This window comes from Enterobacter sp. CPE_E1241 (assembly GCF_045618265.1).
GTDB classification, from domain to species: domain Bacteria; phylum Pseudomonadota; class Gammaproteobacteria; order Enterobacterales; family Enterobacteriaceae; genus Enterobacter; species Enterobacter adelaidei.
Map to the genome: position 1 here is coordinate 2,060,027 of NZ_JBIWYV010000001.1, position 24,670 is coordinate 2,084,696.

Consider the following 24,670-nt stretch of genomic DNA (forward strand, 5'->3'; position numbering starts at 1 on the left):
GGAGAATCATTTAAGCTCAACGTTTAACAGGCAATGGAGTGATGACGATGGGTAATGTGACTAAAGATGAAGCGCTGTATCAGGAGATGTGCCGGGTAGTTGGTAAGGTGGTGCTTGAGATGCGTGATTTAGGGCAGGAGCCAAAGCATATTGTCATTGCCGGAGTACTGCGTACCGCGCTGGCGAACCAGCGCGTTAAACGCAGTGAATTGACAACCGAAGCGATGGAAACGGTGGTTAAAGCGCTGGCCGGGTGATACGCCAGCGTTTCGCAAGCTGCTCCAGCGAGCAGCAGAGCAGGTAGTAGACCACACCCGTAAAGATAAAAATGGCCGCCGGGTAGATTTGCACCCGGTTGTTGACCTGTCCCGCGACTGTGGTCAGTTCCGGTACGTTCACGATAAACGCCAGCGACGTATCCTTCAGCAGGCTGATAAAAATCCCCACCAGTGACGGCAAAATATTCCTCAGCGCCTGCGGCAGCAGCACGCGCAACAACGTTTGTTGCGTGCTGAATCCCTGAGACAGGGCAGCCTCATATTGCCCGGAGGGTAGCGCGTTAAGTCCGGCCAGCACTGAGTGCATCACGGTTGCCGCCGTAAACCAGGCCAGGGCCAGCGTGACGGTAAGCGCTCCCGGCATGTCGCCTCCGGTAATGAGCGGCAGCAGATACCACATCCAGAAAATCACGAAGATGAGCGGGATACCGCGGATCAGCTCTGCCCACAAGAAGAGCAGCTTGCGTAGGAGCCCGGTAAAGCGCCAGGCCAGACACGCGAGCACTATCCCACCGGGCAGAGCGATGGCGGCGGCTCCAGCCGCCATCATCAACGAGAGCAATACGCCGCCCGGTTCACCCGCTGCCGCACGTCCCCACAGCAGATAATCGAGGTTATCGGTGATGACATTAAGTCCGGCAATCATGTTTTTCACTCCCTGCGATGACAGCGATGGGGCGTTTACGTTTCGCCTGAGGTCCAATACGAACCAGCACCATTCCCATGACCAGACCGGTCAGGAGATAGAGTGCGGTACCGACAGTAAATGCTTCCAGCGCATGCGCGTTGTAGCTTTCAATCTGCCTGACCTGGTAGGTGAGTTCGGCAAAGCCAATCCCGCTGGCGAGCGAGGAGAGCTTCATCAGATTAAGGTACTGCCCCACAACGGGCTGCCAGGCGTTGGCCAGGCCCTGCGGCAGAAGGATGTGACGAAACAAACGCCACGAAGAGAAACCCTGAGCCAGCGCGGCCTCCCGTTGTCCGGCAGGCACAGAACGTAACCCCGACTCCACCTCTTCGATTAAAAACGCCGAGGTAAAGACGCCCAACCCCCAGGCGGAACATAAAAACTCGGGCGTAAACCACCAGACGTCGCCGGGCAGAATTGACCAGCTGTGATCCGCGTTAACCACGTCGCGAAACGCCTGTGGTAATCCGTTCCAGGCGGCAAAATACCAGAACAGCAGCTGCACCAGCAGCGGCGTATTGCGAAACAGCGATACCCAGCCACTGACGATGGCGCTCCCGAGGCGTCCGCCGGAAAGGCGCAGGAGCATAAAAAGTAACGCCAGCAGGCTTGCCAGCATGATCCCCATAATCGTGACCCACAGGGTGGTAAGAAATCCGGAGAATATCCACTGCAGGGGCTGTCCGGTCAGTACCCCGTGCCAGTCGAGCGCGGGCATTACAGATGCTCCTGATGCAGTGGGTTAAGCACCTTTTGCAGGAAACGCTGCGCGCGCGGATGTGAGGGCTGACTAAAAAACTGCGCCGGCGGTGCAATCTCGAGAATTTGCCCGCCGTCGATAAAGACGATCCGGTCGGCAATCTCCCGGGCAAACTGCATCTCGTGGGTCACGACGATCATGGTGATCCCGCTGTGGGCGAGGGCTTGCATCACAAACAGCACTTCGCCAATCATCTCAGGATCGAGAGCCGATGTCGGCTCGTCGAAGAGAATGATTTGCGGCGAAGAGGCCAGAGCACGGGCTATCGCCACGCGCTGCTGTTGACCACCAGAAAGTTCTGCCGGGAAATGGTAGGCTTTTTCCAGCATTCCGACTTTCTCCAGCAGCGACAGCGCGCGCTCCTGGGCAGGTTGCGGCTTCCAGCCGTGAACCTGCTCCAGCGCCAGGGTGATGTTCTGGCTGGCGGTAAGATGGGCATAAAGATTGAATTGCTGAAACACAAACCCCACGCGGCTGCGCAGTTGACGCAGCCCGATACCAGACAGCTTGCCGGTCGGTTTGTTGTCGACAAGGATCTCCCCGCCGCTCAGGGTTTCAAGCTGGTTGATGAGACGAATCAGGGTGGATTTACCGGAACCCGAAGGGCCGAGGATGGCGACCACTTCTCCGGGCGTGATGGTGAGGTTAATGTCGTTTAAAACCTGATGGTCACCGTAACGTTTGTCCACATGACGAAACTCGACGCTGGCCTGTTCCAGATGTGAAAAATCCGCGGCACCGGCCGCGGAGTGTGAAAATAAACCTGAGAGCATATTACTTAGCTTCTATTTTAAAGGCGCGAGGCTGTGGAGCTGGAGTGCCTGGACCAAACCAGACGTCGTAGATTTTTGCCGCCTGGCCGTTCTTCTCGAGATTAACCAGCTCGTCGTTAACGGCCTTCAGAAGCGCGGTTTCACCTTTCTTCACCCCCACGCCAATCTCTTCTTTACTGAGCAGGTCGGGCAGGATTTTAAAGTTGGCTTTATCCGGCGCCTGCGCCAGCAGACCGGCCAGAATGGTGCTGTCCTGGGTGATTGCCTGCACGTTGCCATTGCGCAGTGCCGTCAGCGCCAGTGGAATATCGTCATAAGAGAGCACGCGTGACTGCGGGAAACGCTGGTGCAGCGCCTGCTCGCCCGTGGTTCCTTTGACCGCGCCAATACGCGCCCGGCTGTAGTCATCAAGCTTGTCCGGTGATTTCGCCGGAACCAGGAACTGCTGGCCGGTGACGAAGTAAGGCGTCGAGAAATCAATGACCTGTGCGCGTTCCGGGGTGATGGTGATATCCGCCACGATCAGGTCGGCTTTGCCGGACTGCAGCAGCGGAATGCGGTTGGCCGGATTGGTGGCAACCAGTTCAAGCTTCACGCCGAGTGATTTAGCCAGCGCTTTGGCGAAGTCCACGTCGTAACCCACGATCTCATGCGTTTTGGCATCAATCGAGCCAAACGGCGGGTTGGCATCAAATGTGGCCACTTTCACCACCCCTGCTGCCTTGATATCCGCCAGCTGATCGGCCTGCGCCTGCGCTGAAAACAGGCCCCAGGCTGCCACTAATCCCAGAACCAGCGTCCGTTTTTTAAACCCTTTCATTTTTGCTGCCATAGTCATACGCCATCCCGTTGTTTTTGTTTTACCCCGTTACGCTCCCATAAGGGAAAGCTATCGCCAAATAAGAAATCGTTCTTTGCTATGAGCAAAAAAGCATTAGTGAACAAGGTGTTAATGAAGAGTGAAAAGGACGGGGGGCTATTTGCAGATCCTGCACATCGACAGTGGATTTTGGTATTTCCCCTCCACGGGATTTGGGTGCTTAACTGAAGGCAGATACGGCGAGAGAGGGTAAGACGATGAAAAAATGGATCAGCACGTTACGGCGGTTTTTTGCGGCCCGGCCAGCGAATGCGGAGAACAGCGCGCAACGTGTTCTTGAGTCGATACTGCCTGTCGCCAGCCTGTATGGCGTAGACGTTGCCAACATTGACCCGGAGTGGTTCCATGATAAAACGCCACGCTGAACTGCGCCGCACGCGCGAAACGTACTGGAACGAGGTGTGCGCGACGTTTAACGAGTGAAATAAAAAAGCACCGGTTTCCCGGTGCTTTTTTATTAGATCTTGCAGGCGTCGCCGCAGTCGTCGTCGGCGACAATCGCCTGCGCTTTTTTATCCGCGTCGTCCAGACGTTCCGCATTACGCTCTTCTGCTTCATCCAGACCGTTAAACACTAAGTTATCGAGATCAATTTCCATGTTGCACCTGCTCTGTTCAGTTTTTGATACTGGCACAGTATAGGGCAAAAAAAGCCAGCAATGTACCTCGCAGCACATAAGGATAATCCCTGCCATACTCAGTGCTTTATCGCTGAGGAGAACACATGATTACCCTCTGTAAAACCTGCGGAACCGCCTATGATGCACAGCCTGACAGATGCCCGATCTGCGAGGATGACCGTCAGTATGTGCCCGTCACGGGCCAGGTGTGGACAGATTTCGATACCGTCACTGCCACACACAGCAACAAATGGCAGCAGCTGGAGCCGCAATTGTTTAGTATCAAAACGGTGCCCGCATTTGCTATCAACCAGCGGGCACTGCTCCTGCGTACCCCGCACGGCAATATTCTCTGGGACTGTATTGCTAACCTCGATCCGGCAACTAAAACGCTCATCACTGCGCTCGGCGGCATCAGCGCGATTGCGATTTCGCATCCGCATTATTACACCACGATGCAGGAATGGGCTGCGGCGTTTGATGCACCATTGTATCTGCACGCCAGCGACAGAGAATGGGTCATGCGCGACAGCCCGGCAATCCACTTCTGGCAGGACGATGCGCTGGAAATTTTCCCGTCGGTCACATTGCTGCGCCTCGGCGGTCATTTTGCTGGCGGGACAGTGCTGCACTGGCAGGAAGGTGCGGGGGTATTGCTGGTGGGCGATATTCTGCAGGTCACGCCGGGGAAAGACGCTGTCTCGTTTATGTGGAGTTACCCAAATTATCTTCCGCTGCCGGCCCGGACCGTAGCATCGGTAGTGAGTCATCTGAAAGGCAGAACGTTTGCACGTCTGTACGGTGCTTTCGAAGGGCAGAACATCCAGGCCTTCGCGGACGAAATTGTGCAGCGGTCGGGCCAGAAATATATTGCTTGTCTGAAGTAAACCACGATGGGTAAACTTTACGAGTGTGATCTCGATCATGCCTAAACTAAAACAGATAAAAGAGACATTGCTATGCAACATATCATTGAAGGTTTTCTCAGCTTTCAAAAAGAAATTTTCCCGCAACGTAAAGAACTCTTTCGCAGTTTAGCGTCCAGCCAGAATCCCAAAGCGCTGTTCATCTCCTGCTCCGACAGCCGCCTGGTCCCGGAACTGGTCACCCAGCAGGAGCCAGGACAACTCTTTGTCATTCGTAATGCTGGCAACATTGTGCCGCCGTTCGGACCTGAGCCTGGCGGTGTGTCCGCAACCATCGAATACGCTGTTGTGGCGCTGGGTGTGACGGATATCGTGATTTGCGGTCACTCCAACTGTGGTGCGATGAAGGCGATTGCCGATAACGCGAACCTGGAGCCGATGCCTGCTGTGTCGCACTGGCTGCGCTATTCCGATGCGGCAAAAGCGGTGGTTGAGAAGAAAACCTGGGATAAGCCGATCGATAAAGTCAACGCGATGGTGCAGGAAAACGTGTTTGCGCAGCTGAGCAACATTAAGACCCATCCATCCGTGGCGGTGGGCCTGCGTAACAACTCTATCCGACTGCACGGCTGGGTGTATGACATTGAAAGCGGCGAAATTCGCGCGCTGGATAAAGCGACGAAAACCTTCGTTTCGCTGTCTGAAAACCCGGAAGTGTATTTCGAGTAATCCATTACAGCAGGGCATGGATGCCCTGTCAGTCCTCACTATACGGTAATTTCCGCCGTAACCCAGACGCGGTTTTTTCTGCCGCTTTCGCCATCGCCTCTGCAATCTCTGCACACTCCGCCAGCCCCTGAACGAAGGGACGATCGTGCATTAGCCACGGTATCGCGCCGAAGGCGATGCGCCCGCGAACGGGGTCAGGCGCTTTTAAGGTGTAATCTTCGCCGATGTCGGGTATCTCTTCACCCGTTGCTTCCAGCTGCTTGCGCAGCGTCAGGAAGGGCAGATCTTTCGTTTTGAGCGGCTTTTGCCCGCGCGCATCAATAAAAACGTCGAAACGGTAGACGGTCTCTTTTGTGGCGATTGCTGCGCTATCGCTGCCAATATCCAGCGTGTAATTGTCACCGAGCGCAGCCACGCTAATAATGCCGGCTTCGCGAAGCGCGAGCAGCCTGCGAATAGACTGTGGAGGGATGGCCGCATAGTTGTCGATAAAGACCCGGGCCAGCCCTTGTTTGAAGCGCTTACTGTCGCGATCGTCGAGATGCGGTACGATCGTCTGAACCACTTCATGGAGCCGAAGCACGGTGTAGCGCCAGGCCACGGTGCGGTGTTCCTGTTTGTTTCTCTCAACCTCGTCGAGGTTTTCTTCGACCCAGGTGAACGGGTCGTGTCGTTTACGATCTTCAAACCAGGCCTCACGCATGCTGTCTGCCGTCTGCTTATGCAGAGCAACTTTCTTACACCATGCCGGGTCAGCAAGTTCAAGCTCTCTCACCATCAGGGCAAAAATGCGATCAAGCAGGCCATCCGGCCCTTTGGCAATTTCGCGTTCAACCGCGAGCTCAGTCAACACTGACAACGGTTCGTAAGGAATAGGGCAGTAAAAATCGGCTTCCGGGAGAATGCCCGTTCGGGACATCAGGACAATCTTTAACGCCTCGCTGCCTGTATCCAGAACGAATTTACCGTCGCGAAACGCGCCGTGCTGCATCACTACCGCCATTGCCGCGTCAAGACCGCTTAACGATGTTCCCATAACACCAACACGGCAGGGCGGAATTTTGGCATCCATCAGACCGGACCACGGGCTTGGGAAATACGTACGAGAGGCTTCGTCGTCTGCAGGCCAGACGTGGCCGGTGGCGATAACCGCAAGGTCAAAGCGTTCAGGAAAACTGCTGTCGTTGACGGAAAGCGTGACGCCATCATTCGTGGGCACGATGTCGGTGACCCGGGCAGACTCATGGATTTCAACATGGAACCCGCGTTTTTTCGCCTCTTTTACGATTGACCAAAAGCTGTCGCGGAAATACTCACCCAGCAGGAGACGGGGCAGGAACTGCCGGTCATGCAAACGGGATTTATCCACCTTAAAGCGTGCCAGATGGGTTTCGCTCTGGCCCTTAAGCCAGTCGAGGTAGGACATGAACAGTGGCGGGATTTCAATGCTCGCAATGTTCGCCAACATCAGACGAGAATTATCGTCGTCGTTATAGGGCATACCCACGCCCGCGTTATCAGCTTGCTCAAAGACGTAAATCGAAAGCGGCTGCCGATTTTTAAGAAGTGCGTAAAACGTATAAATCCCTGTAGGGCCGGAACCGATAATGGCGATTTTCTTCATCGACGGTATTCCTCTTTTTTTCCATGAGGAAAGCGTAGCAGGAGAACAGTGATGAAAATAAGGGATTAGGATAATTCAGGAAATCAGAGGATAATTTGCACCATTTCAGGACTGAAATGGTGCGTCCGAGTGGACTCGAACCACCGACCCCCACCATGTCAAGGTGGTGCTCTAACCAACTGAGCTACGGACGCAGAATGGTGCGTTCAATTGGACTCGAACCAACGACCCCCACCATGTCAAGGTGGTGCTCTAACCAACTGAGCTATGAACGCAACGTGTTGTCGGTGACAACGGGGACGAATATTAGCGGCACAGCACCAATGAGGCAAGAGGGAAAATGCATTTTTCTCTCTGATTTCACGCGATTGCTGTATTACCGCGCAAAGTGAAGATAAAGTAGCCGCCGGCTGGCGGCTACTGCGTAATTAACGTGCTGCGCGTTGCAAAATGACCGTTGATGGCTGACGTTGCAGGAAGCGCATTCGCATCATCATCATAATTGCCGCAGAGGTCAGACCGATGATAAAGCCCATCCAGAATCCGGCCGGACCCATGCGGTCAACCACCAGGTCGGTCAGGGCCAGAATGTAACCACACGGCAGACCCAATACCCAATAGGCGATGAAGGTGATAAAGAAGATGGAACGCGTGTCTTTATATCCACGCAGCACACCGCTGCCAATCACCTGAATGGAATCAGATATCTGGTAGACCGCTGCCAGCAGCATCAGATGCGACGCCAGAGCCACGACTTCGGGGTTGTCATTGTAGAGCAGGGCGATTTGTTCGCGTAGCGTGACGGTAAAGAGCGCCGTACAGACAGCCATGCAGACACCGACACCCAGCCCGGTTCGCGCGGCGGTTTGCGCGTCTATCGTCGAACCTTGCCCCAAACGGAAGCCGACACGGATAGTCACCGACGCCGCCAGCGACAACGGCAGGACGAACATCAGCGAGCTGAAGTTCAGCGCAATCTGGTGCCCGGCTACGTTCACAATGCCCAACGGGGAGACCAGCAGGGCGACCACGGCGAAAAGCGTCACCTCGAAGAACAGCGCGAGGGCAATCGGCAAACCTAGCTGCACCAGACGCGTCATGATGCTCCAGTCTGGCGTACTAAATCTGTTCTCGTTGCGGATATCGCGCATGGAACGGGCGCGTTTTACAAAGGCGATCATCGAGAAGAACATCACCCAGTAAACGGCTGCCGTCGCCACGCCGCAGCCGACGCCACCCAGTTCCGGCATTCCGAAATGACCGTAAATAAAGACATAGTTCACCGGAATATTGACCAGCAAACCAATAAAGCCCATCACCATCCCAGGCTTAGTTTTCGCCAGACCTTCACACTGGTTACGCGCCACCTGGAAAAAGAGGTAGCCTGGAGTCCCCCAGAGCAGGGCGCGCAGATAACCCACGGCTTTGTCAGCCAGTGCCGGGTCAATGTTATGCATGGCGCGAATAATATGGCCCGCGTTCCAGAGCACCACCATAATCAGCACGGAGACAAACCCCGCCAGCCAGAAACCCTGACGGACCTGGTGGGCAATGCGCTCGCGACGACCCGAGCCATTGAGCTGGGCGATAACAGGCGTGAGCGCGAGCAGCAGACCGTGGCCGAACAGGATGGCCGGAAGCCAGATTGACGTGCCGATAGCAACGGCCGCCATATCGGTGGCGCTGTAGCCACCTGCCATTACCGTATCCACAAATCCCATTGCGGTCTGGGCCACTTGCGCGACGATCACTGGTATAGCCAGTGCCAATAACTGGCGCGCTTCATTCATGTACTTCTGCACGTGAACACCTTTATTTTGTAGTTATTTGAGAGACTAAAAAAGCCGCCGAAACGGGCAGCAAGAAGAAAATGCAGGGGGGTGCCAGCTATTGTAGCGGGCTTTAGCTATTTATCTAGTGAAAAAATCGCCAGAAAATGCGCTCCGCTGGCAACCTGTTTTTCCAACTGTTATTGTGATGGGATTAAACGGTGTCACCACCGTCCGGAAAAAACAGGAGTTGTAAGCATGTTTACTGGTATTGTGCAGGGCACCGCCAAAGTGGTGTCCATTGATGAAAAACCTAATTTCCGTACTCATGTTGTTGAGCTGCCGGAATATATGCTTGAGGGCATTGAAACCGGTGCCTCGATTGCGCATAACGGCTGCTGCCTGACCGTGACCGAAATTAACGGCAACCAGATTAGCTTTGATTTAATGAAAGAGACGCTGCGTATCACCAACCTGGGTGAGCTGGCGGTTGGGGATACCGTCAACGTAGAACGGGCGGCGAAGTTCAGCGATGAGATTGGCGGGCATCTGATGTCGGGGCACATCATGACCACCGCTGAGGTGGCAAAAATTGTGACCTCGGAAAATAACCGTCAAATCTGGTTTAAAATGCAGGATCCTTCATTAATGAAATACATCCTCTATAAAGGATTTATTGGCATTGATGGGATTAGCCTGACGGTAGGTGAAGTAACGCCGACGCGTTTTTGTGTGCATTTAATTCCTGAAACGCTGCAGCGCACCACGCTGGGGGCGAAAAAACTGGGGCATCGCGTAAATATCGAAATCGATCCGCAAACTCAGGCGGTGGTGGATACCGTTGAGCGTGTGCTGGCGGCAAAAGAAGCTGCAATAATTAAAACAGCAGAAGAAGAATAAAAAATAACCCCGGGTAACCGGGGTTATTTTTTTAGCGGGCGACCCGCAAACCGTGTTCAATGCCACGGCTGAAGACCACCTGCCAGAGCTGAATATCCCGCGCGCGAAACGCCCCCGCGCAGGCATTTAGATAATAGCTAAACATCCGCTTGAATCGTTCAGAATAGTTGTCCGCAATCTCAGGCCAGGCTTCCTGAAAACGAGCATGCCATGCCATCAACGTGGTGTCGTAATCCGCACCGAAGTTATGCCAGTCTTCCATCACGAAATGGGGTTCACTGGCGTTGGCAATCTGGCGAACGGACGGTAAACAGCCATTCGGAAAGATGTATTTATTGATCCACGGGTCAACGTTGTTGTCGGTCCGCTTAGAGCCGATGGTATGCAGCAGGAAGATGCCGTCCGGTTTCAAATTACGATCCACCACGTTAAAGTAGGTGTTGTAGTTCTTTGGCCCCACGTGCTCGAACATGCCCACCGAAACGATACGGTCAAACTGTTCGTTAAGATCGCGATAATCCTGTAGCCGGATATCCACATCGAGATCCTGGCAGCGTTCCCGCGCCAACTTTTGCTGTTCAGCTGAAATAGTGACACCCACCACGCTGACGCCGTAATGCTTCGCCATAAACCAGGCCAGCCCACCCCAGCCGCAGCCGATATCCAGCACGCGCATTCCGGGTTCTAACTTCAGTTTCTCGCTAATCAACTGCAGCTTAGCCTGTTGAGCCTCTTCCAGCGTCGAAGCCTCTTTCCAGTAAGCACAGGAATATTGCATGAAGGGGTCAAGCATACGGTTGAACAGGTCGTTGCCGAGATCGTAATGCTCTTTGCCGACGATCCACGCGCGTTTTTTACTTTGCAGATTAAACAGCCGGGCAGAGGCGACGCGCAGTGTGTCTTTCAGATTGCGGGGGAGTTGATTTTCCAGACCGGCACGCAACACGCTGGAGAAGAAGATATCCAGCCGTTCGCACTCCCACCAGCCGTCCATATAGCTTTCCCCCAGGCCTAACGAACCCTCCCGCAACACGCGCTTAAAAAAGTCGGGATGTTTAACCTGGGGATCGGCTGGCGACGATCCATTGATAGTGATGCCTGCTCGACCTAACAGTTCACTGACGATCCGGGACCAGTTATCGTCCGGAACGCTGACTTCTTCTATACACGATGAACTCATAGCTTCTCCATCACCCTGTGTGATCAGAACCTTCAAACAGCGTAGACGCTTTTTTTGGTTTGTGAGAAATCTCACGGTAAATACCGCGAGGCTAATATCCGACGTAGAACAGAGGAAGGGAGATAACCCTTGCCGAAATGCCTTCCATGGTAAAACGGGAGCACTCCGGCTCCCGTTAACACTTAATATTTATCGTATTTAATCGAACCAAATTTAGTATAGGCCTCAAAATTTGGTGATTCAATAAAAAATTCTTAGCAACCTAATCACTGGAAATTAACATAATTTCCGACGCGATTACGCATGCGACGTTTCAACTGGAGTGCTGTCATTCAGCTCACGCTGTGCGGAAGCCTGCATACGGTAGCCCACAAAGGCCAGCACAACGGTCACCAGCATCACGGTAGTGGTGGTCAGGAGCGGTGTGGCAATCAGCGCAGAGACCACCAGGCTTGCCAGGAAGCACAGACCCAACTGCAGGGTGTTCTGCAGCGCAGCCGCGCGACCCGTCGCCTGCGGGAACGGACGTAATGCCTGCGCCACAACGATCGGGTAGATTGCCCCGTTAGCAACAGCCATCACGCAGAATGGCATTAAAATTTCTACCAGACCGGTGCCAGGGATAAACCCAACGGCCCATGTCCCGATAACGCTCAATGCATACAGCACCAGCAGCCACGGCAGCATCTGCTGACCTTCCCATTTCTGCAGCGCCGCACGACAGCCGTACCCGCCCACCAGGAATGCGATGGTTTGCGGAACGTAGCTCAGGCCGATCGCCGCCGGGCTGTACCCCATATCGTGCAGAATAAATGGCGAACCGGTCAGCCACGCGAAGAAGCTCGCCGAGCAGGCGGCATAAATCAGGACATTACCGCGATACGCTTTGGCACTCAGCAAAGAGGTAAAGGTAATGGGCTTCGCATCCGCATGTGCCTCTTTTTTATGCGCTGGTTTGAGCGCGAATGCCGGCAGCATGAGTACCAGTGTGATGGCAAACAACGTGGCAAAGATAGCCTGCCACTCGAAATGCACCAGGATCCAGCTGCCCAGCAGCGGGGCGAGGGCAGGTGAAAGCCCTACCAGCGGCATAATGGTGGCGAAAATCCGGTTGGTGCGGTTGGCTGGGTAGTAGTCGGTAACAAGAGCCTGCCAGGTCACCGCTGCTGCACAGACGCCGACGGCCTGCACAAAGCGCAGCACCAGCAGCCAGGTCGCATCGCGTACCCATAACATACCCAGACAGCCGACGGCAAAAATGCCCAGGCCCAGCAACAGTACTGGTTTACGGCCAAAACGATCTGATAGCGGCCCCCAAAGTAGCTGCGCGAAGGCGAAACCGGCGAGGAACAAACTCAGGCTGGCGCTGATGGCCGCTGCAGGGGTTTGCAAATCTTCCTGCATGGCGGCGAAAGCCGGCAGGTACATATCAGTGGCCAAAAAGCCAAGCACGCTTAAGCCGCCGAGCCAGACTAAAAAACCTTTCCTGGGTTGCATTGTTTTATTCTCCTGAGGAGGTAGGTATACATTGGCGCTGAGTGTAGGGAGTGCAAAGCCGCTTGTGAAACGCTAATATTTGGCGTGTGCATTCAAATTTTTTGCAGGCAGAAAATGTGGTCAGATTATTCTCTTGAAGTGGTCGATGCTGTCGCGCGTAACGGCAGTTTCAGTGGAGCGGCGCAGGAGTTACACCGCGTGCCTTCAGCTATCAGCTATACAGTACGTCAGCTGGAGGAGTGGCTGGCGGTTCCGCTGTTTGAACGGCGACATCGTGATGTGGAATTAACGCCCGCCGGCGTGTGGTTTTTGAAAGAAGGACGTTCTGTCATCAAAAAAATGCAGATCACCCGCGAACAGTGTCAGCAGATCGCTAACGGCTGGCGGGGGCATCTTTCCATCGCGGTGGATAATATCGTCAAACCCGAGCGTACCCGGCAAATGATTGTCGACTTCTATCGTCATTTTTCTGACGTCGAATTGCGGGTGTCGCAGGAAGTGTTTAACGGCGTCTGGGATGCGCTGGCGGACGGCAGGGCAGAGATGGCGATCGGGGCCACGCAGGCGATTCCGGTTGGGGGACGTTATGCGTTTCGCGATATGGGGATGCTGAGCTGGAAATGCGTGGTGGCAAGCGATCATCCGCTGGCGGCTCTGGAAGGCCCCTTGAGCGACGATACGCTACGCAACTGGCCGTCTCTGGTACTGGAGGATACGTCCCGTTCATTACCCAAGCGTATCACCTGGCTTCTGGACAACCAGCGGCGGGTGGTTGCACCCGACTGGGAATCGTCGGCGACGTGCCTCAGTGCTGGCTTGTGCGTTGCGATGGTGCCTGTTCATTTTGCGCGGCCGCGAATTGACACCGGAGAGTGGATTGAACTGACACTGGAGAACCCGTTCCCGGATGCGGCCTGCTGCCTCACCTGGCAACAAAATGATGTCTCGCCAGCGATGGCCTGGCTGCTGGATTATCTGGGAGACAGCGAAACGCTAAACCGGGAATGGTTACGGGAGCCAGCTTAACTGGCCCCCGTGAAGAGATTACCGGCGGTAGTCGCGGAACGGACCATCCGCAACGGAGCGGCGTTCAATAAGACGCGGGTGAACTTCAATGGACTGTGACTCTTCTCGTTTGTTGACGATCCTGTCCATCAGCATATTAAAGGCGGTTTCACCCAGTGAGTCTTTCGGCTGGTGAATGGTCGTTAATGCCGGCGTAAAGAAGCGCGCGTTACGCACGTTGTCATACCCGATCACAGAAATATCCTGCGGTACACGCAGACCCAGCTCATCGGCAGCACAGAGGGCACCCATTGCCATGATGTCGCCCCCGCAGAAAACGGCGGTCGGACGATGCTGCTGGGAGACGATCTGCTGCATCGCGCGGTAGCCCGACTCCGGTTCGAAGTCGCCCTGCACGATCCAGTTTTCCGGCACGGTGATCAGCGCTTCTTCCATCGCTTTCATAAACCCAGCCAGACGACCTGCACCGGTATTGCGTTCCAGTGGACCCGGGATCACACCGATCTCGCGGTGACCGCGTTCTATCAGATAACGACCCGCCATATAACCGCCTTCAAAGGCGTTATCGATAACGGAATCGGTGAAGTCCGCGCGGGCTTCACCCCAGTCCATCACCACCATTGGGATATGGCGATACTCTTCCAGCATGGACAGCACTGTTTCCGGATACTCGGAACACATCACCAGCAGGCCATCAACGCGCTTTTGCGCCATCATCGACAGGTAGGCGCGCTGTTTTTCAATGCTGTTCCACGCGTTGCCCAGAATCAGGGTATAGCCTTTTTGAAAACAGTTTTTCTCAACCGCTTCAATGATCTCGGCAAAATAGGCCGCTTCACTGCTGGTCGCCAGCAAACCAATAGACTTGGTGTGATTAACCTTGAGGCTACGCGCAACCGCACTTGGCGAATAGTGCAGCTCTTTGATCGCTGCCCAGACGGCGTTGCGCGTCTCTTCCGCCACAAAGCGGGTTTTGTTAATTACATGTGATACGGTTGTAGTGGAAACGTTTGCGCGTTTTGCTACATCTTTAATTGTTGCCATTAAATGTCACTCCAGACCATATCCTAAACTCCTGAAAAACTTGAAGGTAAACGTTTGCCTTCTCTCACCCTTATCACGCAATTTTGAATTGCGACACGCCGGGAAAACGACACAGGACGTCAGGAGGGGGTCAATGGCCGGTACGCTAATAAATTTAGCGTGGAATTTTGTCCTATCTTGATGAAAAGGGGAAGAGGTAAAGTGGTTATCCGTTTAAATCCAGGAAGATTTTTGACGTAAATTGTGCAAAAATGAGCAAGCTCACTTTTCGTGGGGGGATTAAAAGGAGAAAAATTGATGAGTTCCGATCTGAAGTTTTCGCTGTTCACCACCGTTATTGTGCTGGCTTTGATTGTCGCAGCGGGTCTGACGGCCGCACTGCACTGATTTACGCGGAGGGAGAGCTTTCTCCCTCCCGATTCCCCAGATTGTTACTTCTCTGGCAAAAATCTTTTGCCATTTTGTTAACTTCTCATTTTTTGTGATTGATGTCATGCTTTCCGCTTCTTTGTTCTGTGTCACCTCATGACACGGCATCCGGAGTTGACGTATGAAAATCAATTTTCCCCTGCTGGCCCTGGCGATTGGCGCTTTTGGGATTGGCACCACTGAATTCTCCCCGATGGGTTTACTGCCTGTTATTGCCAGAGGCGTGGATGTCTCGATCCCTGCCGCAGGGATGTTAATCAGCGCCTACGCTATCGGCGTGATGGTCGGGGCGCCGCTGATGACGCTTCTGCTTTCGCATCGCGCGCGCCGCAATGCGCTGATTTTCCTGATGGCGATTTTCACCCTGGGCAACGTGCTTTCCGCCATTTCGCCGGACTACACCACATTGATGCTGTCCCGCATTCTGACCAGCCTTAACCACGGCGCTTTCTTTGGGCTGGGGTCGGTCGTTGCCGCAAGCGTGGTGCCAAAACACAAGCAGGCGAGTGCCGTGGCAACCATGTTTATGGGACTAACGATTGCCAACATCGGCGGGGTGCCTGCGGCAACCTGGCTGGGTGAAGCGATCGGCTGGCGTATGTCTTTCCTGGCAACGGCCGGTCTCGGTGTGATCGCGATGGTGGCACTGTTCTTCTCCCTGCCGAAAGGCAGCGCGGGGGAACGTCCTGACGTGCGCAAAGAGTTGTCTGTGCTGGTACGCCCGCAGGTGCTCTCGGCATTGCTGACGACCGTGTTGGGGGCAGGGGCGATGTTTACCCTCTATACCTACATTTCTCCCGTGCTTCACGACATCACTCACGCGACACCGATCTTTATCACTGCGATGCTGGTGTTGATTGGCGTGGGCTTCTCGATTGGTAACTATCTGGGTGGGAAATTTGCCGACCGTTCCGTGAGCGGGACGTTGAAGGGCTTCTTAACCCTGCTGATTGTCATCATGATTGCTATTCCGTGGCTGGCACGTAATGAGTTCGGAGCAGCCATTGCGATGGTCGTCTGGGGAGCTGCCACCTTTGCTGTGGTTCCACCGCTGCAAATGCGCGTGATGCGTGTCGCCCATGAGGCGCCGGGTCTTTCGTCTTCAGTGAATATTGGTGCGTTCAATCTCGGTAATGCGCTCGGTGCAGCCGCCGGTGGCGCGGTTATTTCCGGGGGGCTGGGATACAGTTTTGTACCGGTGATGGGGGCGATTATTGCCGCGCTTGGTCTGCTGTTGGTGATGATGTCCGGTCGTAAGCAGCCAGAAACAGCCTGCGCTGCTGAATAAGCAAAAAAACGCAGAAGGGCGAACCCTTCTGCGTGTCTCTTATGCGGCGAAGTTCTTCGCCACAAACTCCCAGTTAACCAGTGCCCAGAAGTGCTCCAGGTAGTTCGGACGCGCGTTACGGTAATCAATGTAGTAAGCGTGTTCCCAAACGTCCACGGTCATCAGCGGCTTAGCGCTGGTGGTCAGTGGGGTACCCGCGTTAGAGGTGGAAACGATAGCCAGTTTGCCATCGGCTTCTTTTACCAGCCACGTCCAGCCAGAACCGAAGTTCTTGATAGCTGCATCGGTAAATTTCGCTTTGAAATCCGCGAAGCTGCCAAAGGCGGCGTTGATGGCGGTAGCCAGTTCACCGGCAGGTTCGCCACCGGCGTTTGGCGCCAGGCAGTGCCAGTAGAAGGTATGGTTCCACACCTGAGCTGCGTTGTTGAATACGCCCCCCTCAGAGCTGCGGACGATCTCTTCCAGCGTTTTGCCTTCAAAATCGGTGCCCTTGATCAGGTTGTTCAGGTTGGTGACGTACGTCTGGTGATGCTTGCCGTAGTGATATTCCAGGGTTTCCGCAGAAATGTGCGGTGCCAGGGCGTCTTTTGCATACGGTAGTGCAGGTAATTCGAACGACATTGCTTCTCTCCTTATTGTATTTTGTGTTGCCAATAACCACACAGACAACGAGGAGAGAATAGCAAATTGAAAGGGTATGCAAAAGAGGAACTTACCCTGCCGCGACGCGGCAGGGCAGGGATTAGCGAATGGTTTTAGGTGTCATGACGCGACGCGCGCCGACGTAGTGGCGAACCCAGTAGTCTTCACTCAGCGAGGTGATCTGAATATCCTGACCGCTGCGTGGTGACTGAATGAATTTTCCGTTACCGACATAGACACCGACGTGGTCAGCCGTGCCGCGACCCTGTGTACGGAAGAAGACCAGATCGCCGTTTTCCAGCTCACCACGGTCAACCGGAGATGCATCGCGCAGGTGGTACATTTCATTGGCAGTACGTGGAATGCGGAACTTCACCAGATCTTTATAGGCGTAATAGACGAGGCCACTGCAGTCAAAACCGGTACGCGGTGAACTGCCACCCCAGTGATAGGGTTTGCCAATTTGCCCCATCAGTTTGTTCATCGCGGTTTTTTGCGCTTTCTGTACACGCACTTTATGTACTTCCGCTATTTTCGTGACCTTCGTGCATTTCGCCTTGTGGCCTTTACGCGTGATGCATTTTTCAGTCACGAGGTTGGCGGCAGTCTGCGAGGCTTTACTTTTGGATGTGTGAGCAGTGCGGGAAGATTTTGTTTTTGTCTTGCTGGAAGCGGTTTGTTTAGTCTGAGCAGTTGTTTTTTTCTTGTCGTTCTTACTGGTGGTTTTTTTCTTACGTTCTGTGGCTTTCACCAGATGGTTCTTTTGCACAGCAGAATGCCGCGCCTGCTGAGAGGCGTTTGCCACTGGCGTGAAAGTGAGTGATGTAAACAGTAAAGCACAGAGCGTGATCGAGATTTTATTTATCCGCGCCACTGGGCAGTCCCCTGATAAATGCAGGCCATCTATAGTACCTGCGTATGATTTACAAAGCCCGTCGATTCTAATCCATAAAAACCCGAGAAGTTAATAGCATTTTTCAATCTACAATCGTGTTTCGTTAGCAAGTGCAAAAAAATTCATCGTTCTGTCGCACATTTGTTCACTCCCTAAGCAAAACCCTCAGTGCAGCAGGGTTAAACACCATTTGCAATGCAACTTTTCATGAGTCGCGGTAAAATAAATAAACGTGACAAAAATGTTATTTTCCGATGCCAGTCTGAACCGCTACAATGTCAGACTAATGCCGTAACAGAAGTTAAAGGAAGCAAGACATGAGCACCACTATTGAAAAAATCCAGCGCCAGATCGCTGAAAACCCGATTCTGCTGTATATGAAAGGTTCTCCGAAGCTGCCAAGCTGCGGCTTCTCCGCGCAAGCCGTTCAGGCACTGTCTGCCTGTGGTGAGCGTTTTGCTTACGTTGATATCCTGCAAAACCCGGACATCCGCGCTGAGCTGCCTAAGTACGCTAACTGGCCGACGTTCCCACAGCTGTGGGTAGACGGTGAACTGGTTGGCGGTTGCGATATCCTGATTGAGATGTATCAGCGCGGTGAACTGCAGCAGCTGATCAAAGAGACGGCGGCTAAGTACAAAACTGAAGAGCCGGACGCAGAGTAACTTTCTGCCGAAATAAAAAAGCGACCTCTTCAGGTCGCTTTTTTTTACTCTTCGCTGTCGCCCATCGGTAGCGGCCAGCCGCCCAGACGTTTCCAGCGGTTGACGATCTCACAGAACAGCTCTGCAGTGCGTTCCGTGTCATACAGGGCAGAGTGCGCCTGCGTACCGTCAAACTCAATACCTGCCGTGATACAGGCCTTTGATAGCACCGTTTGTCCCAGCGCCAGGCCACTCAGGGCGGCAGTATCGAAGGTGACAAATGGGTGGAAGGGATTTCGTTTGAGCGAGGCACGCTCTGCGGCGGCCATGGTAAAGCTGTGATCGAACGTGGCGTTATGGGCTACCATGATCGCGCGGCTGCAGTTGCTCTCTTTCATGCCTTTACGCACCATCTTAAAAATGGCGTGCAGCGCATCATATTCACTGACTGCACCACGTAACGGGTTATGCGGGTCGATACCGTTAAACGCCAGTGCTTCCGGCTGTAAGTTTGCCCCTTCAAAAGGATCAACGTGGAAATGCAGCGTGGTGTCCGGTGTAAGCCAGCCCTGTTCATCCATCTTCAGCGTGATGGCGGCAATTTCGAGCAGCGCATCGGTTTTAGCGTTAAATCCGGCTGTTTCTACATCAATGACAACGGGATAAAAACCACGAAAACGGTCGCACAGACCGCTAAATTGAGCGTTATCGGACATCAGGGTCTCTTACATGGGGAAAAAGCAGAGCGCATTATGGCAAATTTTGGAAGGGTATGCAGTAAAACTACGGGCGCATATTGCGCCCTGAGGGATCAGTTGCCCAGACCGCGACCGGCGTCTTTGGCTTCAATCAGCTCGATTTTGTAACCGTCCGGATCTTCCACAAACGCAATCACGGTAGTGCCACCTTTGACCGGGCCCGCTTCGCGCGTCACGTTACCGCCGTTGCTGCGAATGCGCTCACACGCTTCGGCCGCGTTGTCCACTTCCAGCGCGATATGGCCGTAGGCCGTACCCAACTCATAGCTGTCTACGCCCCAGTTGTAAGTCAACTCAATCACCGCTTCGTCCGTTTCCGGGCCATAACCCACAAACGCCAGCGAGTATTTGTATTCCGGGTTTTCGCTGGTGCGCAGCAGTTTCATACCCAGTACGTTAGTGTAGAAATCAATAGAACGTTGCAGATCGCCAACGCGCAGCATGGTGTGAAGTAGGCGCATAATTTCCTCATTAACCTATGGAATAGAATATGTTTTTGAACAGAAACGATGTTTTAGTATAGCGGCGAATTGTCGCCGCTATCAATGCTCAATGGAGGGATTACAGAGAAGGGTAGTCGGTGTAGCCTTCTGCACCACCGCCGTAGAAGCTTTCCGGACGCTGTGGGTTCAGTGCCGCTTTCTGCTGCAGGCGGGCAACCAGATCCGGGTTGGCGATGTAGTCGCGGCCAAATGCGACCGCGTCGATCAGACCTTTATTGATCAGATCTTCGGCTTTCTCAGGAGTATAGGCTCCCGCACCGATGATCACGCCGTGGAAACGCTCGCGTACTTTCTGACGGAAAGCCTCTGTGTAAGGCTGACCACCGGCCCAGTCGGGCTCGGACATGTGCAGATAGGCAATACCACGTTTCGCCAGCTCTTCAATCAGATAGAGCGCGTCCGCTTCTTCGTTCGGGCCGTTATCCACGTTCTGGAAAGATCCAATCGGGGAGACGCGGATACCGATACGCTCAGGGCTCCACTCCTGGCATACGGCGTCAACCACTTCCAGTACCAGACGGGCGCGGTTTTCGACGCTGCCGCCATACTGATCGGTGCGATGGTTAGACGACGGTGACAGGAACTGATGCAGCAGGTAGCCATGCGCGGAGTGCAGTTCAATCAGGTCAAACCCGGCTTCACGCGCATTGGCTACGGCCTGGCGGAAGTCGTTAACGATACCCGGGATCTCGTCCAGCTCAAGTGCGCGTGGCATAGAAGTATCAACGCGGATTGCGTGACCATTTTCATCACGCAGTGAAGTACGGGTATTCGCGCTCAGGGCGGAAGCGGAAACCGGTGCCTGACCGCCTGGCTGAATGCTGTTGTGAGAGATACGACCGGTGTGCCACAGCTGAACCGCAATACGACCTTCTTCAGCGTGAACGCCCGCGGTGATTTTCTTCCATGCGGCGATCTGTTCCGGGCTGTGAAGACCCGGCGCGCCCGCATAACCTTTAGCCTGAGCAGAAATCTGTGTGGCTTCCGTGATGATCAGGCCAGAGCTTGCGCGCTGACGATAGTATTCACCCATCAGTGGGGTTGGGATGTCACCCGGCTCAATGCTGCGTAGACGGGTAAGCGGAGCCATAAACACGCGGTTTGGTGCAGTGACGGCACCCACTTTCAATGGGGTAAATAATTTTTCAGCTGACATAAAGACTCCTGAGTAGACCAGTCGACTAGTAATGAGGTAAATAAAAACGCCTGTTAAACGCCAGGCGTAGTAATGCTGTTTTTCACATGTGCCAGTGCGCTTTCCAGCGGCACGGCACTGCGCGAAATCTTGGCCTGCAGATTAGCGCCCAACCAGAGGGCGTATAACACCTGCGCCTGAGTTAAAGGCTCACCGGAAAAGGCCAGCGTTTTTTCATCGCGGCCTTTCTCCAGTGCCTGAGCCAGCAGGGCGATAACACCACTGGCACCTTTATCCATTGCCGTGCGCATGTCTTCGGAGAGATCGCACACTTCAGCAGAAAGTTTTACCGTCAGACATCCGCTGATAATGCCCTGCTGGCAGAACTGGTTCAGCGTTTCCTGATAGTAGTTCAAAACACGATCGCGATAGTTACCTTTACCCGATGCAAAGTGGGACGCCAGACGCTGGTGATAACCAGCATAATGACGCTCCAGCATTGCGACGCCAAACGCCTCTTTGGACCGGAAGTAGTGGTAAAACGACCCCTTCGGTACCTCAGCGGTTTTTAATAGCTCGCTCAGGCCCATACCGGTGAATCCGCGATGCATGCAAAGTTGCTCGCCGGTCGCCAGTAAATGTTCGCGGGTATCGTGTTCAGTATTTCTGCTCATGGCCGCACTCTAATAGACCGTTCGGTCTAATGCAAGCAAGTTTATTGACGACACGCGTGCAGAATATCCAGTTGCTGTTGATAAACCGTTGATTTCACGTCCATCATACCCAGTACAGTCGAGAACAAATTGTCCTGAGAAACCGCATTTTTTGCCGCATGGTCACGTAAACACTGCTCGTTGATGCCAAAGTTTTTCGCGTAGTCCGGTGACAACCAGAACATAAACGGAATGTGTGTTTGCTGTTCCGGTGCCAGCATGTACGGCGTGCCGTGCAGATAGATACCGCTTTCACCCAGCGATTCGCCGTGATCTGAGAGGTAAATCAGCGCAGTGTTCATGCTTGCCTGTCGTGCTTTCAACGTATCAATCGTTTTACTGACCACGCTGTCGGTATACAGGATGGTGTTGTCATAGGTGTTTATCAGCGCCTGATGATCGCAATCCTGGATTTCGTTGGTGTCGCAGGTTGGGGTGAATTTACGGAAATTATCCGGATAACGGCGATAGTACGCGGGGCCGTGACTGCCCATCAGGTGGATAACCAGAACGGTATCTTGCTTCAGGCCATCCAGGACGTTGTCCAGGCGGTAGAAATTCACGTCGTCGATGCAGGACTTGTCTTTGCAGAACTGATCCAGTTTCCACTGCGTCATGTCGGTATGGGGGATGCGATCGCAGGCACCTTTACAGCCGCCATCGTTGTCGCGCCACAGCAGATTGATACCCGCATGCTTGAGCACGTCGAGCAGTCCTTCCCGATGATGAGCCAGGTCAGCATCGTATTTGTTGCGCGTCATGCCGGAGAACATGCAGGGAACGGATACTGCGGTTTCAGTACCACACGAGGAGGCTTGCGGGAAGTTAATCACATCCTGCTTTTTCAGTTCCGGGTTTGTTTCGCGTTCGTAGCCGTTCAGGGAGTAGTTCGCCGCGCGTGACGCTTCGCCGACGACAAGCACCAGAACGGTTTTCTTTTGCTGACCTGAAATCAAGGGTCCTTTGTGTGCATCTTCGCCAATCCGCACCAGCGTCTGATCGCCTGCAAACCAGCGCATTTTGCTGTATTTCATCACGGCACTGACGTAGTTCGCGGGGGTGACCATTTTGACAATGCTTTTGTTATTACGAAACAGCGACGCGTAATCTTTATAAAATACGGCGGCAATAAGGATAATCACCAGCAGGGCACCGAGCATTGCGGCAACGCGCATCAACAGGGCATACCACCATTTCCCGGTACGAATGCGGGTCAATACCAGCGCTACGGATGGAATGAGACCGGCAACAACAATCCACAAAATCATCTGTGGCGTTACCAGGGCGGTGGCTTCCTGGGAGTTCGTTTCGAACACGTTCACGATCATGTTCTGATCGATAACCGCGCCGTAGGTGTACATAAAGTAGGTGGCAGCGGCGCACCCGAGCGTCAGCACAATCAGCAGCGGCTTGCGAATAAAGGGAATATTGAGCAGGCTAAACACAATCACCCAGCCGCAAAACAGCACCAGCGGTACGGTAGCGGCAAAGAGGATATCGTGAAGATGAGCGGGGGCGATAATTGCCCAGCTGCGTTGTATAAATAGCGCGTTTACCAGGGTAAAGAAGAGCGCACAGCCAAGAGTAAATTTAATGTCGTTACACTGTAACTTTTTAATTAACCGCATCGAATGAAAAACCTGTCATTTTAATGATGGGGCGAGTATAGAGAGGGAAGATTAGTGAAACCTTAATGCCACAAATCTGTGGTAAAGCCCTTGCACGAGGCATGTTTAACGTCTTCACTGTAAGTGATAGCGGTAATCTGGAGGTGAGTGTGGCAGAGCAACTGGAGTTTTTCCCCATCCAGAGCCCGTGCCGGGGTATTTGTCAGGTAGATGAACGTGGATATTGCCGCGGGTGCATGCGTACCCGTGATGAACGTTTCAACTGGCAAACCTTTAGCGACACGCAAAAACAGGAGGTGCTTCGACTCTGCCGACAGCGACTTCTGCGCAAAATACGCGCAAATAAAGCGGGCGAGGCAGAAGAACCCCAGCAACCTTCACTTTTTTAACACGGTAATTGCGTATACTCATGACATCACGTCCTTGAGGAAAATGTTATGGTTCAGCGAATTACCCTTGCCCCCCAGGGGCCAGAATTCTCCCGTTTTGTGATGGGCTACTGGCGCCTGATGGACTGGAATATGTCCCCCCTCCAGTTGGCGAGCTTTATTGAAGAGCATCTCGATTTAGGGGTCACCACGGTCGATCATGCCGATATTTATGGTGGCTACCAGTGTGAAGCCGCGTTCGGAGAGGCGCTCAAGCTGGTTCCGGCCCTGCGCGAACGCATGGAGATCGTCACGAAGTGCGGTATTGCCACCACGGCAAAACCTGAGCATGCCCTCGGTCATTACATCACCGACAGTGCGCATATCATCAAAAGTGCTGAGCAGTCGCTGGTCAATCTGGCGACGGATCATATCGACCTGCTGTTAATCCACCGTCCCGATCCGCTCATGGATGCCGATGAAGTGGCCGAAGCGTTTCTGAATCTGCATCAGAGCGGGAAAGTCCGTCATTTTGGCGTCTCAAACTTTACCCCGGCACAGTTTGCGCTGCTTCAGTCGCGCCTGCCATTTACCCTGGCCACTAACCAGGTCGAGATCTCCCCGGTTCACCAGCCGCTGCTGCTGGATGGGACGCTTGACCAGCTACAACAGCTGCGCATTCGCCCAATGGCGTGGTCGTGCCTGGGAGGGGGACGCTTGTTTAATGACGATGAATTCCAGCCGCTGCGCAATGAACTGGAAACCATCGCCCGCGAGCTCAATGCTGAGAGCATCGAACAAGTGGTGTACGCGTGGATCCTGCGCCTGCCGTCAAAACCACTGCCAATTATTGGTTCTGGTAAAATTGAACGCGTACGCTCTGCGATTGTGGCAGAAGAGCTGCAGATGACCCGTCAGCAGTGGTTCCGCATCCGTAAAGCCGCACTCGGCTACGACGTACCGTAAACCAGCAAAAAGTGACTTTCCGGTGAAATGTTTGCCCCTGGTATAAACTTAAGGGGCAAAAAATAACC

The 24,670-nt window shown here is 53.7% G+C and carries 28 protein-coding genes and 2 tRNA genes; 11 read left to right on the forward strand and 19 right to left on the reverse strand.

The window, feature by feature from the left end; all coding sequences use genetic code 11:
- Positions 1-47 precede the first annotated feature (47 nt).
- Positions 48-257, forward strand: coding sequence for a fumarate hydratase FumD (gene fumD, locus ACJ9Y9_RS10040; protein WP_008500615.1), 210 nt, complete (start codon positions 48-50; stop codon positions 255-257).
- On the opposite strand, the gene ACJ9Y9_RS10045 is transcribed toward fumD, so the two are convergent.
- The 4 genes from ACJ9Y9_RS10045 to ACJ9Y9_RS10060 are packed head-to-tail and all read right to left on the reverse strand — an operon-like array spanning position 238 to position 3,331.
- On the reverse strand, positions 238-924 hold the full coding sequence (locus ACJ9Y9_RS10045) for an amino acid ABC transporter permease (protein ID WP_028017273.1): 687 nt from the start codon (positions 922-924) through the stop codon (positions 238-240). The genes fumD and ACJ9Y9_RS10045 overlap by 20 nt on opposite strands.
- Positions 908-1,684 (reverse strand): amino acid ABC transporter permease, encoded by a 777-nt coding sequence (locus tag ACJ9Y9_RS10050; protein WP_028017274.1) that lies wholly within the window; start codon positions 1,682-1,684, stop codon positions 908-910. The genes ACJ9Y9_RS10045 and ACJ9Y9_RS10050 overlap by 17 nt, the downstream gene beginning before the upstream one ends.
- Positions 1,684-2,499, reverse strand: a complete 816-nt coding sequence (locus ACJ9Y9_RS10055; protein WP_028017275.1) for an amino acid ABC transporter ATP-binding protein — start codon at positions 2,497-2,499, stop codon at positions 1,684-1,686. The genes ACJ9Y9_RS10050 and ACJ9Y9_RS10055 overlap by 1 nt, the downstream gene beginning before the upstream one ends.
- Position 2,500: 1 nt before the next feature.
- Positions 2,501-3,331 carry an ABC transporter substrate-binding protein gene (locus ACJ9Y9_RS10060; RefSeq protein WP_028017276.1) on the reverse strand — a complete coding sequence of 277 codons (831 nt, stop codon included), beginning with the start codon at positions 3,329-3,331 and terminating at the stop codon, positions 2,501-2,503.
- Between the two features lie 245 nt (positions 3,332-3,576).
- Here ACJ9Y9_RS10060 and ACJ9Y9_RS10065 point away from each other — a divergent pair, with 245 nt between their 5' ends.
- Positions 3,577-3,744 (forward strand): hypothetical protein, encoded by a 168-nt coding sequence (locus ACJ9Y9_RS10065; RefSeq protein WP_032666818.1) that lies wholly within the window; start codon positions 3,577-3,579, stop codon positions 3,742-3,744.
- Between the two features lie 92 nt (positions 3,745-3,836).
- Here the strand turns inward: ACJ9Y9_RS10065 and ACJ9Y9_RS10070 are convergent, their stop codons facing one another.
- Complete coding sequence (locus ACJ9Y9_RS10070; RefSeq protein WP_003857665.1) at positions 3,837-3,977, reverse strand: hypothetical protein; 141 nt, start codon at positions 3,975-3,977, stop codon at positions 3,837-3,839.
- A gap of 125 nt (positions 3,978-4,102) precedes the next feature.
- On the opposite strand from ACJ9Y9_RS10070, the gene ACJ9Y9_RS10075 reads away from it, so the two are divergent.
- Both ACJ9Y9_RS10075 and ACJ9Y9_RS10080 read left to right on the forward strand, forming a co-directional pair.
- Complete coding sequence (locus ACJ9Y9_RS10075; RefSeq protein WP_028017277.1) at positions 4,103-4,885, forward strand: MBL fold metallo-hydrolase; 783 nt, start codon at positions 4,103-4,105, stop codon at positions 4,883-4,885.
- A 72-nt stretch (positions 4,886-4,957) separates the two neighbouring features.
- Positions 4,958-5,593: a carbonic anhydrase gene (locus tag ACJ9Y9_RS10080; RefSeq protein ID WP_028017278.1), complete on the forward strand. Its 636-nt coding sequence runs from the start codon at positions 4,958-4,960 to the stop codon at positions 5,591-5,593.
- Between the two features lie 28 nt (positions 5,594-5,621).
- Here the strand turns inward: ACJ9Y9_RS10080 and ACJ9Y9_RS10085 are convergent, their stop codons facing one another.
- The 4 genes from ACJ9Y9_RS10085 to mdtK all read right to left on the reverse strand — a co-directional run bounded on the left by ACJ9Y9_RS10085 (position 5,622) and on the right by mdtK (position 9,019).
- Positions 5,622-7,217, reverse strand: a complete 1,596-nt coding sequence (locus tag ACJ9Y9_RS10085; protein ID WP_028017279.1) for an FAD-NAD(P)-binding protein — start codon at positions 7,215-7,217, stop codon at positions 5,622-5,624.
- 117 nt (positions 7,218-7,334) lie between these two features.
- Positions 7,335-7,411, reverse strand: a tRNA-Val gene (locus tag ACJ9Y9_RS10090).
- 4 nt (positions 7,412-7,415) lie between these two features.
- Positions 7,416-7,492, reverse strand: a tRNA-Val gene (locus tag ACJ9Y9_RS10095).
- Positions 7,493-7,645: 153 nt separating this feature from the next.
- The gene (mdtK, locus tag ACJ9Y9_RS10100; RefSeq protein WP_028017280.1) at positions 7,646-9,019 is read right to left on the reverse strand and encodes an MdtK family multidrug efflux MATE transporter; all 1,374 of its coding nucleotides are present in this window, start codon (positions 9,017-9,019) and stop codon (positions 7,646-7,648) included.
- 225 nt (positions 9,020-9,244) lie between these two features.
- Between mdtK and ACJ9Y9_RS10105 the strand changes: the two genes are divergently transcribed.
- A complete protein-coding gene (locus tag ACJ9Y9_RS10105; protein ID WP_028017281.1) occupies positions 9,245-9,886 on the forward strand; it encodes a riboflavin synthase in 642 nt (213 codons plus the stop codon).
- A gap of 31 nt (positions 9,887-9,917) precedes the next feature.
- Here the strand turns inward: ACJ9Y9_RS10105 and cfa are convergent, their stop codons facing one another.
- Positions 9,918-11,066 carry a cyclopropane fatty acyl phospholipid synthase gene (gene cfa, locus ACJ9Y9_RS10110; protein ID WP_028017282.1) on the reverse strand — a complete coding sequence of 383 codons (1,149 nt, stop codon included), beginning with the start codon at positions 11,064-11,066 and terminating at the stop codon, positions 9,918-9,920.
- Positions 11,067-11,363: 297 nt separating this feature from the next.
- Positions 11,364-12,563 (reverse strand): purine nucleoside transporter PunC, encoded by a 1,200-nt coding sequence (punC, locus tag ACJ9Y9_RS10115; protein WP_028017283.1) that lies wholly within the window; start codon positions 12,561-12,563, stop codon positions 11,364-11,366.
- A gap of 114 nt (positions 12,564-12,677) precedes the next feature.
- Between punC and punR the strand changes: the two genes are divergently transcribed.
- Complete coding sequence (punR, locus tag ACJ9Y9_RS10120) at positions 12,678-13,589, forward strand: DNA-binding transcriptional activator PunR (RefSeq protein ID WP_407226098.1); 912 nt, start codon at positions 12,678-12,680, stop codon at positions 13,587-13,589.
- A gap of 18 nt (positions 13,590-13,607) precedes the next feature.
- On the opposite strand, the gene purR is transcribed toward punR, so the two are convergent.
- Entirely contained in the window at positions 13,608-14,633 is a 1,026-nt protein-coding gene (gene purR, locus ACJ9Y9_RS10125; protein ID WP_028017285.1) for an HTH-type transcriptional repressor PurR, read from the reverse strand.
- 297 nt (positions 14,634-14,930) lie between these two features.
- Here purR and ACJ9Y9_RS10130 point away from each other — a divergent pair, with 297 nt between their 5' ends.
- Positions 14,931-15,020 carry a YnhF family membrane protein gene (locus ACJ9Y9_RS10130; protein WP_020688313.1) on the forward strand — a complete coding sequence of 30 codons (90 nt, stop codon included), beginning with the start codon at positions 14,931-14,933 and terminating at the stop codon, positions 15,018-15,020.
- A 163-nt stretch (positions 15,021-15,183) separates the two neighbouring features.
- Positions 15,184-16,350, forward strand: coding sequence for an MFS transporter (locus ACJ9Y9_RS10135; protein WP_028017286.1), 1,167 nt, complete (start codon positions 15,184-15,186; stop codon positions 16,348-16,350).
- 39 nt (positions 16,351-16,389) lie between these two features.
- On the opposite strand, the gene sodB is transcribed toward ACJ9Y9_RS10135, so the two are convergent.
- Entirely contained in the window at positions 16,390-16,971 is a 582-nt protein-coding gene (gene sodB / locus ACJ9Y9_RS10140) for a superoxide dismutase [Fe] (RefSeq protein ID WP_028017287.1), read from the reverse strand.
- Between the two features lie 121 nt (positions 16,972-17,092).
- Positions 17,093-17,866, reverse strand: a complete 774-nt coding sequence (locus ACJ9Y9_RS10145; protein ID WP_028017288.1) for a C40 family peptidase — start codon at positions 17,864-17,866, stop codon at positions 17,093-17,095.
- Positions 17,867-18,204: 338 nt separating this feature from the next.
- Between ACJ9Y9_RS10145 and grxD the strand changes: the two genes are divergently transcribed.
- On the forward strand, positions 18,205-18,552 hold the full coding sequence (grxD, locus tag ACJ9Y9_RS10150; RefSeq protein WP_003832760.1) for a monothiol glutaredoxin 4: 348 nt from the start codon (positions 18,205-18,207) through the stop codon (positions 18,550-18,552).
- A 44-nt stretch (positions 18,553-18,596) separates the two neighbouring features.
- On the opposite strand, the gene rnt is transcribed toward grxD, so the two are convergent.
- From rnt to eptA, 5 genes are all read right to left on the reverse strand, one after another.
- Positions 18,597-19,247, reverse strand: a complete 651-nt coding sequence (gene rnt / locus ACJ9Y9_RS10155; protein WP_049006331.1) for a ribonuclease T — start codon at positions 19,245-19,247, stop codon at positions 18,597-18,599.
- Positions 19,248-19,342: 95 nt separating this feature from the next.
- Positions 19,343-19,750, reverse strand: coding sequence for a lactoylglutathione lyase (gene gloA, locus ACJ9Y9_RS10160; protein ID WP_013096923.1), 408 nt, complete (start codon positions 19,748-19,750; stop codon positions 19,343-19,345).
- A gap of 100 nt (positions 19,751-19,850) precedes the next feature.
- The gene (locus tag ACJ9Y9_RS10165) at positions 19,851-20,948 is read right to left on the reverse strand and encodes an alkene reductase (RefSeq protein ID WP_028017290.1); all 1,098 of its coding nucleotides are present in this window, start codon (positions 20,946-20,948) and stop codon (positions 19,851-19,853) included.
- A gap of 53 nt (positions 20,949-21,001) precedes the next feature.
- Positions 21,002-21,601: a TetR/AcrR family transcriptional regulator gene (locus tag ACJ9Y9_RS10170; protein WP_028017291.1), complete on the reverse strand. Its 600-nt coding sequence runs from the start codon at positions 21,599-21,601 to the stop codon at positions 21,002-21,004.
- 41 nt (positions 21,602-21,642) lie between these two features.
- The gene (gene eptA / locus ACJ9Y9_RS10175; protein ID WP_028017292.1) at positions 21,643-23,268 is read right to left on the reverse strand and encodes a phosphoethanolamine transferase EptA; all 1,626 of its coding nucleotides are present in this window, start codon (positions 23,266-23,268) and stop codon (positions 21,643-21,645) included.
- 101 nt (positions 23,269-23,369) lie between these two features.
- On the opposite strand from eptA, the gene ACJ9Y9_RS10180 reads away from it, so the two are divergent.
- On the forward strand, positions 23,370-23,657 hold the full coding sequence (locus ACJ9Y9_RS10180) for a DUF1289 domain-containing protein (RefSeq protein WP_161788399.1): 288 nt from the start codon (positions 23,370-23,372) through the stop codon (positions 23,655-23,657).
- Between the two features lie 48 nt (positions 23,658-23,705).
- Complete coding sequence (locus ACJ9Y9_RS10185) at positions 23,706-24,602, forward strand: aldo/keto reductase family oxidoreductase (RefSeq protein ID WP_028017294.1); 897 nt, start codon at positions 23,706-23,708, stop codon at positions 24,600-24,602.
- Positions 24,603-24,670 lie beyond the last annotated feature (68 nt).